This is a genomic window from Streptomyces sp. SAI-170, assembly GCF_049739565.1.
Taxonomy (GTDB): domain Bacteria; phylum Actinomycetota; class Actinomycetes; order Streptomycetales; family Streptomycetaceae; genus Streptomyces.
Map to the genome: position 1 here is coordinate 6,607,615 of NZ_JBMGQD010000001.1, position 15,640 is coordinate 6,623,254.

The window sequence follows — 15,640 nt, forward strand, 5'->3', positions numbered from 1 at the left end:
AAGGCTAGACAGCGGGAACACCTTCATTAGACTGGCTCTGCCGCACGTTCTCCTGCGGTGTCTCCCGGTGTGCCCGTGGGTAGCCGGTATGTCGTGTTAATACCCCCTCTGAGCCAAGGACCGTGATCGACGTGAAGGTCGGCATCCCCCGCGAGGTCAAGAACAACGAGTTCCGGGTGGCCATCACCCCCGCCGGTGTGCACGAGCTGGTGCGCAACGGTCACCAGGTCGTCATCGAGCGGGGCGCCGGCCTCGGCTCCTCGATCCCGGACAGCGAGTACATCGCCGCCGGCGCCGAGATCCTGGACACCGCCGACGAGGTGTGGGCCACCGCCGACCTGCTGCTGAAGGTCAAGGAGCCCATCGCGGAGGAGTACCACCGCCTCCGCAAGGACCAGACGCTCTTCACCTACCTGCACCTGGCCGCCTCCAAGGAGTGCACGGACGCCCTGCTGGAGTCCGGCACCACGGCCATCGCCTACGAGACCGTCGAGCTGCCCAGCCGCGCGCTGCCGCTGCTGGCCCCGATGTCCGAGGTCGCGGGCCGTCTCGCCCCGCAGGTCGGCGCCTACCACCTGATGCGCTCGGCCGGCGGCCGCGGCGTGCTGCCCGGCGGTGTCCCGGGTGTCGTCCCGGCCAAGGCCGTCGTCATCGGCGGTGGCGTCTCCGGCTGGAACGCCGCGCAGATCGCCATCGGCATGGGCTTCGACGTGACCCTGCTCGACCGCGACATCAACAAGCTGCGCGAGGCCGACAAGATCTTCGGCACGAAGGTCAAGGCCGTCATGTCCAACGCCTTCGAGCTGGAGAAGGCCGTCCTGGACGCCGACCTCGTCATCGGTGCCGTCCTCATCCCGGGCGCCAAGGCCCCGAAGCTCGTCACCAACGAGCTCGTGTCCCGCATGAAGCCGGGAAGTGTCCTTGTCGACATCGCGATCGACCAGGGCGGCTGCTTCGAGGACTCGCGTCCGACGACCCACGCCGAGCCGACCTTCCAGGTCCACAACTCGGTCTTCTACTGCGTCGCCAACATGCCGGGCGCGGTGCCCAACACCTCCACCTACGCGCTCACCAACGCCACGCTGCCGTACATCGTGTCGCTGGCCAACAACGGCTGGGTCGAGGCGCTGCGCCGCGACGCCGCGCTCGCCAAGGGTCTGAACACCCATGACGGCAAGGTCGTTTACAAGGAGGTCGCCGAGGCCCACGGACTGGAGCACGTCGAGCTGGAGACCCTGCTCGGCTGACCTGCCGGCCGACGCGCTCGGCTAAGTCACCTTTTCGTAAAGGCGATACGTCAACAAGACGCGTCAACCACACGCACCCGGCCGGACCTTGCCCGACAAGGTCCGGCCGGATGTGTGTATGGTCACTTTGCGACTCTAGGTCAACTCGCCTCGAACGTAACCCTTGAACCGATTCGCACACCGGTGAAACCTGCTGTGCGACGGCCGTACGCCCTTGACAGAGGGATGTTTCATTGCCGACACATCCTGCCGGGTCCGGCGGATTGTGTTGCTGCGGACCACCGACACGCCATAGAGTCGCCAACCGTCGGCATGGTGCCACGCTGACCTTGTCTAGAAGTTTCCTGGTCACCAAGGAGGTAAGACGACTTGTGAATGAGTCGACATTTTCTCCCGGGGGTGGTCAACCAGGAATGCCTACGCGGGGCCAGGGCTCCACGGGGCTCGAGGCTGTCGGCTCCGTCGCTGTCCGAACCTTCGCAGCCCACCAGAGCCAGACCAGCCCCCACACGGCTCTGTCAGCACACCAGAGCATGGATGGCCATCACGTGAACGCCATGGCCGGCGACGGAAGTGGCGCGCCCCACAACCACTTCGCCGACTACGACGAACTGCCCGAGGGGCACTTCTACGACCCCGACGCCGAATACGAGCCGGACCCGGAGTACGCGGCCACGCTCGCACCCGACGCTGCCCGTCAGCGCCGGGAGCGCATCGGCCCGACCGGACGCCCGCTGCCGTACTTCCCGATCCCGGGCCCGCTGACCGATCACGGACCCGCCAAGATCATCGCGATGTGCAACCAGAAGGGCGGCGTCGGCAAGACCACGTCGACCATCAACCTGGGTGCCGCGCTCGCGGAGTACGGCCGCCGCGTGCTGCTCGTGGACTTCGACCCGCAGGGCGCGCTGTCGGTGGGTCTCGGCGTCAACCCGATGGAGCTCGACCTCACGGTCTACAACCTGCTCATGGAGCGGGGCATGTCGGCCGACGAGGTGCTCCTGAAGACGGCGGTCCCCAACATGGACCTGCTGCCCTCCAACATCGACCTGTCGGCCGCCGAGGTCCAGCTGGTCTCCGAGGTCGCGCGCGAGTCAACGCTGCAGCGGGCGCTCAAGCCGCTGATGGACGACTACGACTACATCGTGATCGACTGTCAGCCCTCGCTGGGCCTGCTCACGGTCAACGCGCTGACGGCCGCCCACAAGGTGATCGTCCCGCTGGAGTGCGAGTTCTTCGCGCTGCGCGGTGTCGCGCTGCTGACCGAGACCATCGAGAAGGTCCAGGAGCGGCTCAACCCGGAGCTGGAGCTCGACGGGATCCTCGCCACGATGTACGACTCGCGCACCGTGCACAGCCGTGAGGTGCTCGCGCGGGTCGTCGAGGCGTTCGACGACCACGTCTACCACACGGTCATCGGGCGCACGGTCCGCTTCCCGGAGACCACGGTCGCCGGTGAGCCGATCACCACGTACGCCTCCAACTCCGTCGGCGCCGCCGCCTACCGTCAGCTCGCCAGGGAGGTGCTCGCCCGGTGTCACGCCGAGTGAGTCTGCCGGGGGCCGACGAACTCTTCCGTACGACAGGCGGGATGGCGCTCCAGCCGTCCACTCCACGGCGGCCCGCGAACGGCGAGGCCCGGGTGCCGGCTCCCGCGGGGGAGAGCGACCCCGCTGCCGCCGCCGCGGAGGACGCGCCGCAGTCGGTGCCCGTACAGGGCGGCGACGGCGACGGGGCGGAGCATGTCGCGGCCGACGCGGAGCCGGCGGACGCCGGGGAGTCCCGCAGCCGGGCCGAGCGCTCGGCGCGGCGGCAGGCGACGCAGGAAGGTTCTGCCGCGGCTGCCGCCGGTGACGCCGCCGCTCCGCGCAAGCGGGGGCGGTCGGGCACCCGGCGGCCCAGCGGCCGCGAGCGGCACGACGAGAAGATCACCGTCTACGTGTCCGCCGAGGAACTCATGGATCTGGAGCACGCCCGTCTTGTGCTCCGCGGTGAGCACGGGCTGGCCGTCGACCGCGGGCGGATCGTCCGCGAGGCCGTCGCCGTAGTGCTCGCCGATCTGGAGACCCGCGGGGACGCCAGCATCCTCGTACGCCGGCTGCGGGGACGGTAGGGGTAGCCTGCGAGGGCTATGACCTCGAACGACGTTCCCCGCGGCCGTCGGCGCGCGCTGGGGCGCGGGCCGGGGGCCACGCCCGAGCCCGGACCGGAGGAGCCCACCGCTGCCGTCGAGGAGAGTGCGGCTGCTGTCGACGAGCCCACCGATTCCGTCGAGGACGACGGCGTCTTCAAGGTGCGACTCGCCAACTTCGAGGGACCCTTCGATCTGCTGCTCCAGCTGATCTCCCGGCACAAGCTGGACGTCACCGAGGTCGCGCTGTCCAAGGTCACCGACGAGTTCATGGCGCACATCCGGGCGATGGGCCCGGACTGGGACCTGGACCGCACGACCGAGTTCCTCGTCGTCGCCGCCACCCTGCTCGACCTCAAGGCGGCCCGGCTGCTGCCCGCCGCCGAGGTGGAGGACGAGGCCGACCTGGCGCTGCTGGAGGCGCGGGACCTGCTCTTCGCGCGGCTGTTGCAGTACCGGGCGTACAAACAGATCGCGCAGATCTTCGACCAGCGGCACGCCGAGGAGGCCCGGCGCCACCCGCGGACCGTCGGCCTGGAGCCGCAGCTCGCCGACCTGCTGCCCGAGGTCGTCATCAGCATCGGCGCGGAAGGGTTCGCCAGGCTCGCCGTGAAGGCGATGCAGCCCAAGCCCAAGCCGCAGGTGTACGTCGACCACATCCACGCGCCGCTGGTGAGCGTGCAGGAGCAGGCCGGGATCGTCGTCGCGCGGCTCAGGGAGCTGGGCGAGGCCAGCTTCCGGGCGCTGGTGGACGACACCGACGACACCCTGACCGTCGTAGCGCGGTTTCTGGCGCTGCTGGAGCTGTACCGGGAGAAGGCCGTCGCGCTGGAGCAGGAGGCGGCCCTCGGGGAGCTGCTGGTGCGCTGGACCGGCGGGGACGGGGACGAGACGCCGCGGGTGACCGACGAGTTCGACCGGCCGCCCGAGGAGCCGAAGGAGGAGAGCAAGCCGTGAGCGAGCCGACCGCGGAGGTCCCGACGGGGCCGCAGCCCGTCGCCGACCTCGACCTGAAACCGGCCCTGGAGGCCGTCCTGATGGTCGTGGACGAGCCCGCGAGCGAGGAGCACCTCGCGAAGATCCTCGAGCGGCCCCGGCGGAGCATCGCCGACGCGCTGCGCGAGCTGGCCGACGAGTACGTCCGGCAGGGCCGCGGCTTCGAACTGCGGTACGTGGCGGGCGGCTGGCGGTTCTACACCCGGCCCGAGTACGCCGCGGCCGTGGAGAAGCTCGTGCTGGAGGGGCAGACCGCCCGGCTCACCCAGGCGGCGCTGGAGACCCTCGCCGTCGTGGCGTACCGGCAGCCGGTCAGCCGCAGCAGGGTCTCCGCGGTGCGCGGAGTCAACTGCGACGGCGTGATGCGCACCCTCCTGCAGCGCGGTCTGGTCGAGGAGGCGGGCACGGAACCCGAAACAGGTGCGATCCTGTACGTGACGACGAACTACTTCCTGGAGCGGATGGGCCTGCGTGGTCTGGACGAGCTCCCGGAGCTCGCGCCCTTCCTCCCCGAGGCGGAGGCGATCGAGGCCGAGACGCTGGAAGGGGTCCCGTCGTTCGATCCGGACGCCCCGGATTCCGAGGACGCAGACGACAAGACGGAACTTTGATGCGAAGCAGCAGCGGCAGGAACAGCAGCGGAAACAACGGCGGGAGCCGTGGTGGCAACAGCGGCGGCCGCGGCGGGAGCAGCGGTGGCCGCGGTAACTACCGCGGCGCCGGTGGCAACCGCGACGACAAGCAGGGCGGCCGTCCGAAGAAGCCGCGCCCGGAGGAGCGGCGTTACGACGTGGGCCCCGGCGCCACCCAGGACGGCCCGAAGTCGGGCCGCGGCCCCTCGGCCCGCGGTGGCGCCAAGGGCGGTCCGAAGAGGCCCCAGCAGCGGGGCCGCAGCGTGCCGGCCACGTCCCGCGAGTACGAGACGCGGGCCGAGGAGCGCAACCGCGAGCGGTACGCGGGCAAGAAGGACGTCAAGCTGCCCAAGACCTTCCCCGGCGCCGAGCAGGAGGGCGAGCGGCTGCAGAAGGTCCTCGCGCGCGCGGGCTACGGCTCCCGGCGTGCCTGTGAGGAGCTGATCGACGAGGCCCGGGTCGAGGTCAACGGGCAGATCGTCACCGAGCAGGGCCTCAGGGTCGACCCGGAGAAGGACGAGATCAAGGTCGACGGCCTCACGGTCGCGACGCAGTCGTACCAGTTCTTCTCGCTGAACAAGCCCGCCGGTGTCGTCTCCACGATGGAGGACCCCGAGGGCCGCCAGTGCCTCGGCGACTACGTCACCAACCGTGAGACGCGGCTCTTCCACGTCGGCCGGCTCGACACCGAGACCGAGGGCGTCATCCTGCTCACCAACCACGGCGAGCTGGCCCACCGGCTGACCCACCCGAAGTACGGCGTGAAGAAGACCTACCTCGCGCACATCGTCGGCCCGATCCCGCGCGACCTGGGCAAGCAGCTCAAGGACGGCATCCAGCTGGAGGACGGCTACGCCCGCGCGGACCACTTCCGGGTCGTGGAGCAGACCGGCAAGAACTACCTGGTCGAGGTGACCCTGCACGAGGGCCGCAAGCACATCGTGCGCCGCATGCTCGCCGAGGCCGGCTTCCCGGTCGACAAGCTGGTGCGGGTCTCCTTCGGCCCGATCACCCTGGGCGACCAGAAGTCGGGCTGGCTGCGGCGGCTGTCCAACACCGAGGTCGGGATGCTGATGAAGGAAGTCGACCTCTAAGTCGTTTGCCCTCGGCCACCACCCCCTTTTATAGTCGGAGTGACTATTAAAGGGGGTGGTCGTCGTGGAGGGCTACGACAAGTACGCGTTCGAGCCGTTCGCCGTGACTGTCGACCTCGCGGTCCTGACGATCCGCGCCGGCGCCCTGCACGTCCTGCTCGTCGAGCGCGGACAGGAGCCGTACGCCGGCCGCTGGGCGCTGCCCGGCGGCTTTCTGCTGCCCGAGGAGTCGGCGGAGACCGCGGCCCGGCGGGAGCTGGCCGAGGAGACCGGGCTCGCGGACGTGTCCGGGCTGCACCTGGAGCAACTGCGCACCTACAGCGAACCCGGCCGTGACCCCCGTATGCGGGTCGTGTCGGTCGCGTTCACCGCGCTGCTGCCCGACGCGCCCGAGCCGCGCGGCGGCGGGGACGCGGCGCAGGCCCGCTGGGTGCCGTACGGCACGGCCGGGCCGCTCGCCTTCGACCACGACCGCATCCTGGCCGACGCCCACGACCGGGTCGGCGCCCAGCTGGAGCACGGGGCCGTCGCGACCGCGTTCTGCCCGTCCGAGTTCACCCTCGGCGAGCTCCAGCAGGTCTACGAGACCGTCTGGGGCACCGCGCTGGACCGGCCCAACTTCCGCCGCAAGGTGCTCGCCGCCCCCGGCTTCGTCGAGCCGGTACCGGGCGCGGCCCGGCTGACCGGAGGGCGGGGGAAACCGGCCGCCCTCTATCGCGCGGGCCCCGCGACCGCGCTGCATCCGCCTCTGCTCCGACCGTCCCGGGAAGGACGTCCCGCATGACCACGTACGAGAGGAAGCACGCCGCCACGGGGGCCCTGCTGGGGCTCGCGCTCGGGGACGCGCTCGGGTTCCCCACCGAGTTCAACGACGTCCCCTCGATCCTGGCCAAGTGCGGACCCTGGCGGGAGATGGAGCTGCCGACTCCCGCTTTCGTCACCGACGACACCCAGATGACCCTCGCCCTCGGCCGCGGGCTGCGCACCGCCATGGACCGCGGTTACCTCGCGCCCAAGCGGCTGGAGCGGCTGGAGCGGCCGGTGCGCGAGGAGTTCGTGGACTGGTACCAGTCGCCCGAGAACAACCGGGCGCCCGGCAACACCTGCCTGGTCGCCTGCGACCTGCTCAAGGCCGAGGGCCGGGTCTGGCAGGACGCCAGCCAGATCCACTCCAAGGGCTGCGGCGCCAACATGCGGGTCGCGCCGATCGGGCTCGCCCCCGGCCTGAGCGACGAGCAGCGCGCGGGCGCCGCCCAGCTCCAGGCGGCCCTCACCCACGGGCATCCGACCGCGCTCGCCGCGTCCGACCTCACCGCGCACGCCGTACGACTCCTCGCACAGGGCGCCGAGCCGACCGGGCTGGTCGGGCTGCTGCGGTCGTACGCACTGGACAACCGCACCCGGTATCACCACACCTGGCTGGGCGACCTGTGGACCCGGTCCCAGGACCCGAGCCCGGAGCACTTCATCGCGCACGGGTGGGACGACTGCCTCGCCGTGCTGGAGCGGCTCCAGGACGCGCTGCGCCACCCCTCGCCGGAGACGGACCCGTGCCTGGCCACCGGGGAGGGCTGGATCGCCGAGGAGGCGCTGGCGAGCGGGCTGCTGTGCTTCCTGCTCTTCGTCGACGAGCCGCTCACCGCGCTGCGCCGGGCCGCCTGCTCCTCCGGCGACTCCGACTCCATCGCCTGCCTGGCGGGCGCCTTCGCGGGGGCGTACCACGGGGCGGGGGCGTGGCCCGACGCGTGGGCGGACCGGATCGAGTACCACGGGGAGCTGGTGGCGCTGGGCGCGCTGTGGGATGCGTGAGTGAGGTCCGTAGGGGCTGAGCACGGCTGCCTTCTGCGGGCTGTCTTGGGCTGGTCGCGCAGTTCCCCGCGCCCCTTGAGGCGTTCCGGTGGCGGGGCGTCTGTATGCGGGTGACAGTGGCCCGGACGGGTCGGTTGCGCGGGAAGGCGGCACCATGACGGGCAAGGACCTCGACATCGGCGATCTGCTCGGCGGCATCCTCGGCGGGCGGGGCGGTACGGGCAGCGGTGGGCTGCTGGTGGGTGCCCTGCTGTCCACGCTCGGCGGCAAGGGAGGCAACCCCCTCGGCGGGCTGCTGGAGAAGCTTCAGGACGCGGGGCTGGGCGAGCAGGCGGGGTCCTGGGTCGGCAACGGTGACAACCTGTCCGTGACCGGCGACCAGCTGCGGCAGGCCCTCGGCGACGACACCCTCGGCAGCGTCGCCCGTGAGGCCGGTGTCACCCCGGACCAGGCGGCGGTCGACCTGGCCCAGGCGCTGCCCCCGGTGGTCGACAGGCTCACCCCCGAGGGCCGGGTGCCGCAGGCGGCCTCGCTGGAGGAGCTGATCCGGCGGCAGTCGCTGTGACGCCGTCTCAGGGGGCGGGCGGCGCGCGCCGCCCCTTCCCGCGCTGACTAGGCTGGTCGGGCGAAACAGCCGTACAGCAGCAAGGAGCAGTGCCGTGGCGGTACGAGCGGTCCGGGGGGCCGTGCAGTTGGAGCGGGACGAGGCCGGCCACATGGAGGAGCAGGTCTCGGCCCTGCTCACGGCCGTCCTGGAGCGCAACGGCCTGACCGCCGAGGACCTGATCAGCATCTGGTTCACGGCCACGCCCGACCTGCACAGCGACTTCCCGGCGGTCGCCGCCCGCAAGCTCGGCATCGTCGACGTGCCGCTGATCTGCGCCCAGGAGCTCGACATCGAGGGCGCCATGCCCCGCGTCGTCCGCGTGCTCGCGCACATCGAATCCGACCAGCCCCGCGCCGACATCGCACACGTCTACCTCGGTGCGGCGGCCGCCCTGCGCAAGGACATCGCCCAGTGAGGACCGCACTCGTCATCGGAACCGGGCTGATCGGCACCTCGGCCGCCCTGGCCCTCGCCCAGCGCGGTGTCGTCGTGCACCTCGCCGACCACGACCCCGAGCAGGCCCGCACCGCCGCCGCGCTCGGCGCCGGGACGGACGAGGCGCCCGAGGGGCCCGTCGACCTCGCGATCGTCGCCGCCCCGCCCGCCCATGTCGCCGGGGTCCTCGCGGACGCCATCCGGCGGGGCGTGGCCCGCGCCTACCTGGACGTGGCCAGCGTCAAGGGCGGACCGCGCCGCGAGCTGGAGGCGCTCGGCCTGGACCTCACGCCGTACATCGGCACGCACCCGATGTCCGGCCGCGAGAAGTCCGGCCCGCTCGCCGCCACCGGTGACCTCTTCGAGGGCCGCCCCTGGGTGCTCACCCCGACCCGGGACACCGACACCGAGGTGCTCAACCTCGCCCTGGAGCTGGTCTCGCACTGCCGGGCCGTCCCGGTCGTCATGGACGCCGACGCCCACGACCGTGCCGTGGCCCTCGTCTCCCACATGCCCCACCTGGTCTCCAGCATGGTCGCCGCCCGGCTGGAGAACGCCGAGGAGGCCGCCGTACGGCTGTGCGGGCAGGGCATCCGCGATGTGACGCGGATCGCCGCCTCCGACCCGCGGATGTGGATCGACATCCTCTCCGCGAACCCCGGGCCGGTCGCCGACCTGCTCGCGGACGTCTCCGCCGACCTCGACGAGACGGTCCGGGCCCTGCGCGCCCTGCAGTCCTCCGACGAGGACAAGCGGCGCGAGGGTGCGGCCGGCATCGAGGACGTGCTGCGGCGCGGCAACGCCGGGCAGGTCCGGGTCCCGGGCAAGCACGGCTCGGCGCCGCGGGTCTACGAGACCGTCGTCGTGCTCATCGACGACCAGCCCGGACAGCTGGCCCGGATCTTCGCCGACGCCGGACGGGCCGGGGTCAACATCGAGGACGTGCGCATCGAGCACGCCACCGGGCAGCAGGCCGGTCTGGTGCAGCTCATGGTCGAGCCGAAGGCCGCGCCCGTGCTCACCGCGGCGCTGCGCGAGCGGGGCTGGTCCATCCGGCAGTAAGGACCCCTCCTGCGGGCCGGTAACCTTGTGCGGGGCGCCCTCGCGTCCCGCACCCCACTCGCCACACCGCACCAGGAAGGTGTCCCTCCGTGGAAAACGGCGCCGCCCAGACTGTGTCGCCCGTGATCGTCGCCATCGACGGTCCCTCCGGCACGGGCAAGTCGAGCACGTCGAAGGCCGTCGCCGCGCAGCTCGGCCTGAGCTACCTGGACACCGGCGCCCAGTACCGGGCGATCACCTGGTGGATGGTGAACAACGGCATCGACATCGAGGACCCCACGGCGATCGCCGCGGTCGCGGGCAAGGCGGAGATCGTCTCCGGCACGGACCCCGACAAGCCGACGATCACCGTCGACGGCTACGACGTCTCCGGGCCGATCCGCACCCAGGAGGTCACCTCCAAGGTCAGCGCGGTCAGCGCGGTGCCCGAGGTGCGCGCCCGGATCACCGAGCTGCAGCGCTCCATCGCGGCCTCGGCGGAGTACGGCATCGTCGTCGAGGGCCGGGACATCGGCACGACCGTGCTGCCCGACGCCGACCTCAAGATCTTCCTGACCGCCTCGCCGGAGGCCCGCGCCGCCCGCCGCAGCGGTGAGCTGAAGGGCGCCGACGTGCACTCCACCCGCGAGGCGCTGCTCAAGCGGGACGCGGCCGACTCCAGCCGCAAGACCTCGCCGCTGGCCAAGGCGGACGACGCGGTCGAGGTCGACACCACCGACCTCACCCTGCAGCAGGTCATCGAGTGCGTCGTCACCCTCGTCGAGGAGAAGCGGGCCGGCAAGTGAGTCTCCCTTCGCAGGAGGGCCTGCCGTCGGAGCGGGGCGCCGAGGTCGGGCGCCGGATCGGCGTCGGCCTGATGTACGGGCTGTTCAGACCGAGGGTGCTGGGCTCCTGGAAGGTGCCCGCGACCGGGCCGGTGATCTTCGCGATCAACCACTCCCACAACCTCGACGGCCCGATGGTCATGGGCGTGGCGCCCCGGCCGACGCACTTCCTGATCAAGAAGGAGGCGTTCGTCGGCCCGCTGGACCCGTTCCTGACCGGGATCGGCCAGCTGAAGGTGGACCGCTCGGGCGCCGACCGCAAGGCGATCAGCCGGGCGCTGGGTGTGCTGGACGGCGGCGGCGTCCTCGGGATCTTCCCCGAGGGCACCCGCGGCGAGGGCGACTTCGCCTCGCTGCGCGCCGGGCTCGCCTACTTCGCGGTCCGCAGCGGGGCGCCGATCGTCCCGGTCGCGGTCCTGGGAAGCTCCGAGCGGCGCGGACGGTTGATAAAGGGGCTGCCCCCGCTGCGCAGCCGCATCGACGTCGTCTTCGGCGACCCGTTCGAGGCGGGCGACGGTTCGGGGCGGCGCACGCGCACGGCGCTGGACGAGGCGACCGAACGTATCCAGAAGCAGCTCACGCTCCACCTGGAAAACGCCAGGCGCCTGACCGGGCGCTGAGCGACACTGAGTAGTGGATCACCCCGAAGCGGGGCAATCCACCGATCACCACGATGAACGACGAGGTACGGACTTCATGAACGACCAGATCCAGCCCGGCGGCTCGGACCACTTCGAGCACGACCACGGGGCGCTCGGCGACGCCGAGTACGCGGAGTTCATGGAGCTCGCCGTGGAAGAGGGCTTCGACCTCGAGGACGTCGAGGGTGCCATCGAGGCGGCCGGGCACGGCCCGCTGCCGGTGCTCGCCGTCGTCGGCCGCCCCAATGTCGGCAAGTCGACCCTGGTGAACCGCATCATCGGCCGCCGCGAGGCCGTCGTCGAGGACAAGCCCGGTGTCACCCGCGACCGCGTCACCTACGAGGCCGAGTGGGCGGGCCGCCGCTTCAAGGTCGTCGACACCGGCGGCTGGGAGCAGGACGTCGCCGGCATCGACGCCTCGGTGGCCGCGCAGGCCGAGTTCGCGATCGAGGCGGCCGACGCGGTCGTCTTCGTCGTCGACGCCAAGGTCGGCGCCACCGACACCGACGAGGCGGTCGTACGGCTGCTGCGCAAGGCCGGCAAGCCCGTGGTGCTGTGCGCCAACAAGGTCGACGGCCCGAGCGGCGAGGCCGACGCCTCCTACCTGTGGTCCCTCGGCCTCGGCGAGCCGCACCCCGTCTCCGCGCTGCACGGCCGCGGCACCGGCGACATGCTGGACGCCGTCCTGGAGGCGCTGCCCGAGGCGCCCGAGACGAGCTTCGGCGGCGCCGGACTCGGCGGCCCGCGCCGTATCGCCCTCATCGGCCGCCCGAACGTCGGCAAGTCCTCGCTGCTGAACAAGGTGGCGGGCGAGGAGCGCGTCGTCGTCAACGAACTCGCGGGCACCACCCGTGACCCGGTCGACGAGCTGATCGAACTCGGCGGCGTCACCTGGAAGTTCGTCGACACGGCCGGTATCCGCAAGCGCGTCCACCTCCAGCAGGGCGCCGACTACTACGCCTCGCTGCGCACCGCGGCCGCCGTCGAGAAGGCCGAGGTGGCGGTCATCCTGATCGACGCCTCGGAGTCCATCTCGGTGCAGGACCAGCGCATCGTGACCATGGCCGTGGAGGCCGGGCGCGCGATCGTGCTGGCCTTCAACAAGTGGGACACCCTCGACGAGGAGCGCCGCTACTACCTGGAGCGGGAGATCGAGACCGAGCTCGGCCAGATCGCCTGGGCGCCCCGGGTGAACGTCTCGGCGCGCACCGGCCGGCACATGGAGAAGCTGGTCCCGGCGATCGAGACGGCCCTCGCGGGCTGGGAGACGCGTGTGCCGACCGGCCGCCTGAACGCCTTCCTCGGTGAGCTGGTCGCGGCCCACCCGCACCCGATCCGGGGCGGCAAGCAGCCGCGCATCCTCTTCGGCACTCAGGCCGGCACCAAGCCGCCGCGGTTCGTCCTCTTCGCCTCCGGCTTCATCGAGGCCGGCTATCGCCGCTTCATCGAGCGCCGTCTGCGCGAGGAGTTCGCCTTCGAGGGCACCCCGATCCACATCTCGGTGCGGGTGCGCGAGAAGCGCGGCCAGAAGAAGAAGTAGACAGCTGACGAAAAGGGGCGGCCCCTTCAGGGGCCGCCCCTTTTCGTTTCCGTCAGTTCCCGCGCGCCCCCGGCGGCAGCCCGGCCGGCACATGCGTCATCGTGCCGTGCTGCCCCAGCTGCCCGATCCGCTGCCACTGGGACTGCTGCTGCCCCGTGCCGCTGCGTGCGCTGCTCGCCCCCGCGCTGTAGGCGCTGTACGAGCCGCCGTACGACCCGCTGTACGCCCCCGGGTGCCGCGTGCCGAACGCCGTGAACCCCAGCTCCTCCTCCCCGCTGCGGTCACCCGGCAGCGAGCGGAACGTCTTGACGTACTCGGCGTACAGCTTGTCGTAGATCGGCGTGGCCGAGGGGCCACCCTGCGGCTCATGACTCGCTCGTGCAGAAGGGATGGGCGGGGGGACCTGGCGGCGGGGGACGTCGTATGAGTGCACGTAACTCCAAACGACGGGACACCCTCAAGGGATGCGCCCCAAAGGGGCGCGGGGAACGGCGCGACAAGCCACGACGAACCCGCAGCCGCCGAACAACAGGAAGCATCACCTCAGTAGGCGAGCCTCACGTCCCGGCCAGAGGCAACGCGGCAGCGACCAGCTTCCCGTTCGCCGCCGCCTTGTCCAGCGCGTCCCGCAGCAGATCCTCACGCGGCTGACGCCCGATGGACCCCACCGGCGCAGCGAACATGAGCACCTGCTGGTGCTTGTTGGCCGCGGTCCGCCACCCCTCCGTCACCTGCAACGGCTGATGCGCCTGCCACCAGGCCACCGGCTGCCCGCCGTTCGGCCCCGGCTGGAGCACCGCGTGCAGCTGGCCCATCGCCAGCAGAACCGACCAGCCGTGCTGCACCGGCGGCGTCGTGGTCAGCTCGGTGAGCGGCATGAACCCCTGCTCGATGAGCAGCGGCAGGAAGTCGTCCCCGACCGCGGTCGAGCCGGGCCGTACGATCGGACCGGTCGGCTCGACGACCAGCGCAGGGTGCAACTCCCCGGCGATCAGCACGAGTCCGCTGGTCACCCCGAGCACGGCCTGCTCGGGCACGACCTTCTCCGGGTCCAGGTCGACGGTGTCACCGCTGATCGACCGTACGGCACCGCGCAGTTGCTCCTCGGTGACCTGGACGACCTGCGAGGGCAGGCAGCTGGCGTGGGCGAAGGCGAGGACGGCGGTCTCGTCCCCGACGAACAGGACGGTGCTGGTGCGCTCGTGCTCGGAGTCGCCCGGGGTGCGGCAGGACGTGCAGTCGTAACTGCCGGGGGCGTTGTCTCCGGCGAGCAGCCGGTCTGCTTCTTCGTCGCCGATCTCGGCGCGTACCTCGTCGCTGAGGTCGAGCATGCGCGGCACGGGTGGCTCCCTAGAGATGCGGTGTGGTGAGGCCGGGCGGCCTCATGAAGGACACAACGGGCCAGCTGTGGCGGGAGTCACGCTGCTCCACGAACGGAATCGCACCGTCCGACGCGCAGGGTCACCTGCCGCACGGAATCGGCCACTCAATGTCAAGTAATCGGAAGTCAAAGGAACTTGATCGGGTGAGGTGGGTCACAGACGGTCAGGTGTGGTCGGTCGACAAATCGGGATATCCGCGAAACAAGCGGGTCATGCCAATGAGTTGATACCGGCGGTAACCCTGAACTGGCCTGGACCGACGGGCAGTTGGTTGATGTGAACTCGCCACGCTCCGTACATTCATCGGCCGTGTGCAACGAGCACCGCTCGGGCAAGTCCGCCGACCGCACAGGACCAGCTTTGCGTACGACCCCTCGGCGGACGGGGCGGAGCACGCGGAACGCGCCGATGCGCGGGAGCGTGCCCCGCTCTGGGGGACCCCGGGTCCGTAGAGAGGGATGCTCATGTCCGAATGTGCCGATACCACCACGCACGCCACCTCCTCCTCCCGTAAGGCGCGTACGACGGCGGCTCTCGCCGGGGCGGCCCTGCTCGCCCCGCTCGGCCTGCTGGCCGCGACCGGCGACGCCCATGCGGCGGACAGTGGCGTGTGGGACCGCATCGCCCAGTGCGAGAGCGGCGGAAACTGGCACATCAACACCGGGAACGGCTACTACGGCGGGCTGCAGTTCTCCGCCGGCACCTGGCGCGCCTACGGCGGCACCGCCTACGCCCCGACCGCGGACGGGGCCAGCCGCGAGCAGCAGATCGCCGTGGCCACCAAGGTCCAGCAGTCCCAGGGCTGGGGCGCCTGGCCGACCTGTTCGGCACGCGCCGGCGCGTACGGCGGCGCGCCGGCGGCCCCCGCGACGGGCGGGACGTCGAACACGCAGAGCAGCTCCGGCAGTCGGAGCAGCTCCAGCACGCAGAGCAGCCCGAGCACCCCCGAGGCGGCCCCCGCCGCGCCCGCCCAGGCGCCGGCGCGCACCTCCGGCCACACCGACCGCAGCTCCTCGCGCGGGGACTACACCGTCCGCCAGGGCGACACGCTCAGCGCCATCGCCGCCCGCAACGGCACCAGCTGGCAGGCGCTGTACGCCGCCAACAAGGCCGTCATCGGCGGCGATCCCGACCTGATCGTGCCGGGCCTGCGGCTCGACGTCTGACCCCTGCCCGCCCGGCCTTCTCTCGGCTACGAGGCCCCGCCCGGTCCGCCGACCGGGTGGGGCCGCTCGCGTGT

General features: G+C 71.5%; 17 protein-coding genes. 15 read left to right on the top strand and 2 right to left on the bottom strand.

What is annotated here, in order from left to right:
* The first annotated feature begins 122 nt into the window (after positions 1-122).
* The 14 genes from ald to der all read left to right on the top strand — a co-directional run bounded on the left by ald (position 123) and on the right by der (position 13,018).
* Positions 123-1,247: an alanine dehydrogenase gene (gene ald / locus RKD23_RS29685; protein WP_424856478.1), complete on the top strand. Its 1,125-nt coding sequence runs from the start codon at positions 123-125 to the stop codon at positions 1,245-1,247.
* 413 nt (positions 1,248-1,660) lie between these two features.
* Positions 1,661-2,797: a ParA family protein gene (locus RKD23_RS29690; protein WP_424856479.1), complete on the top strand. Its 1,137-nt coding sequence runs from the start codon at positions 1,661-1,663 to the stop codon at positions 2,795-2,797.
* A complete protein-coding gene (locus RKD23_RS29695) occupies positions 2,782-3,360 on the top strand; it encodes a hypothetical protein (protein ID WP_424856480.1) in 579 nt (192 codons plus the stop codon). Before RKD23_RS29690 ends, RKD23_RS29695 begins: the two co-directional genes overlap by 16 nt.
* 18 nt (positions 3,361-3,378) lie before the next feature.
* Complete coding sequence (locus tag RKD23_RS29700) at positions 3,379-4,335, top strand: segregation and condensation protein A (RefSeq protein WP_424856481.1); 957 nt, start codon at positions 3,379-3,381, stop codon at positions 4,333-4,335.
* A complete protein-coding gene (scpB, locus tag RKD23_RS29705; protein WP_424856482.1) occupies positions 4,332-4,985 on the top strand; it encodes an SMC-Scp complex subunit ScpB in 654 nt (217 codons plus the stop codon). Before RKD23_RS29700 ends, scpB begins: the two co-directional genes overlap by 4 nt.
* Positions 4,985-6,100, top strand: a complete 1,116-nt coding sequence (locus RKD23_RS29710) for a pseudouridine synthase (protein ID WP_424856483.1) — start codon at positions 4,985-4,987, stop codon at positions 6,098-6,100. Before scpB ends, RKD23_RS29710 begins: the two co-directional genes overlap by 1 nt.
* 64 nt (positions 6,101-6,164) lie before the next feature.
* Positions 6,165-6,884, top strand: a complete 720-nt coding sequence (locus tag RKD23_RS29715) for an NUDIX domain-containing protein (protein ID WP_424858365.1) — start codon at positions 6,165-6,167, stop codon at positions 6,882-6,884.
* Positions 6,881-7,909 carry an ADP-ribosylglycohydrolase family protein gene (locus RKD23_RS29720; RefSeq protein WP_424856484.1) on the top strand — a complete coding sequence of 343 codons (1,029 nt, stop codon included), beginning with the start codon at positions 6,881-6,883 and terminating at the stop codon, positions 7,907-7,909. The genes RKD23_RS29715 and RKD23_RS29720 overlap by 4 nt, the downstream gene beginning before the upstream one ends.
* Positions 7,910-8,063: 154 nt before the next feature.
* Positions 8,064-8,474 (top strand): YidB family protein, encoded by a 411-nt coding sequence (locus RKD23_RS29725; RefSeq protein WP_424856485.1) that lies wholly within the window; start codon positions 8,064-8,066, stop codon positions 8,472-8,474.
* Positions 8,475-8,568: 94 nt separating this feature from the next.
* Positions 8,569-8,931: a chorismate mutase gene (aroH, locus tag RKD23_RS29730; protein WP_404042686.1), complete on the top strand. Its 363-nt coding sequence runs from the start codon at positions 8,569-8,571 to the stop codon at positions 8,929-8,931.
* Positions 8,928-10,013 carry a prephenate dehydrogenase gene (locus tag RKD23_RS29735; RefSeq protein WP_424856486.1) on the top strand — a complete coding sequence of 362 codons (1,086 nt, stop codon included), beginning with the start codon at positions 8,928-8,930 and terminating at the stop codon, positions 10,011-10,013. The genes aroH and RKD23_RS29735 overlap by 4 nt, the downstream gene beginning before the upstream one ends.
* 89 nt (positions 10,014-10,102) lie before the next feature.
* Positions 10,103-10,798: a (d)CMP kinase gene (cmk, locus tag RKD23_RS29740; RefSeq protein WP_424856487.1), complete on the top strand. Its 696-nt coding sequence runs from the start codon at positions 10,103-10,105 to the stop codon at positions 10,796-10,798.
* Positions 10,756-11,457 carry a lysophospholipid acyltransferase family protein gene (locus RKD23_RS29745; RefSeq protein ID WP_424856488.1) on the top strand — a complete coding sequence of 234 codons (702 nt, stop codon included), beginning with the start codon at positions 10,756-10,758 and terminating at the stop codon, positions 11,455-11,457. The genes cmk and RKD23_RS29745 overlap by 43 nt, the downstream gene beginning before the upstream one ends.
* A 76-nt stretch (positions 11,458-11,533) precedes the next feature.
* Positions 11,534-13,018 carry a ribosome biogenesis GTPase Der gene (gene der / locus RKD23_RS29750; protein WP_424856489.1) on the top strand — a complete coding sequence of 495 codons (1,485 nt, stop codon included), beginning with the start codon at positions 11,534-11,536 and terminating at the stop codon, positions 13,016-13,018.
* Between the two features lie 52 nt (positions 13,019-13,070).
* On the opposite strand, the gene RKD23_RS29755 is transcribed toward der, so the two are convergent.
* Both RKD23_RS29755 and RKD23_RS29760 read right to left on the bottom strand, forming a co-directional pair.
* Positions 13,071-13,451, bottom strand: coding sequence for a hypothetical protein (locus RKD23_RS29755; protein WP_424856490.1), 381 nt, complete (start codon positions 13,449-13,451; stop codon positions 13,071-13,073).
* Positions 13,452-13,575: 124 nt separating this feature from the next.
* On the bottom strand, positions 13,576-14,358 hold the full coding sequence (locus tag RKD23_RS29760; RefSeq protein ID WP_424856491.1) for a hypothetical protein: 783 nt from the start codon (positions 14,356-14,358) through the stop codon (positions 13,576-13,578).
* 506 nt (positions 14,359-14,864) lie between these two features.
* On the opposite strand from RKD23_RS29760, the gene RKD23_RS29765 reads away from it, so the two are divergent.
* Positions 14,865-15,566, top strand: coding sequence for a transglycosylase family protein (locus RKD23_RS29765; protein WP_424856493.1), 702 nt, complete (start codon positions 14,865-14,867; stop codon positions 15,564-15,566).
* Positions 15,567-15,640 lie beyond the last annotated feature (74 nt).

Coding starts and splice junctions, on each gene's coding strand:
- RKD23_RS29690 (WP_424856479.1), top strand. CDS start 1,661: ATGCCTACGCGGGGCCAGGGCTCCACGGGGCTCGAGGCTGTCGGCTCC.
- RKD23_RS29720 (WP_424856484.1), top strand. CDS start 6,881: ATGACCACGTACGAGAGGAAGCACGCCGCCACGGGGGCCCTGCTGGGG.
- der (WP_424856489.1), top strand. CDS start 11,534: ATGAACGACCAGATCCAGCCCGGCGGCTCGGACCACTTCGAGCACGAC.
- RKD23_RS29765 (WP_424856493.1), top strand. CDS start 14,865: ATGTCCGAATGTGCCGATACCACCACGCACGCCACCTCCTCCTCCCGT.
- RKD23_RS29710 (WP_424856483.1), top strand. CDS start 4,985: ATGCGAAGCAGCAGCGGCAGGAACAGCAGCGGAAACAACGGCGGGAGC.
- RKD23_RS29725 (WP_424856485.1), top strand. CDS start 8,064: ATGACGGGCAAGGACCTCGACATCGGCGATCTGCTCGGCGGCATCCTC.
- RKD23_RS29700 (WP_424856481.1), top strand. CDS start 3,379: ATGACCTCGAACGACGTTCCCCGCGGCCGTCGGCGCGCGCTGGGGCGC.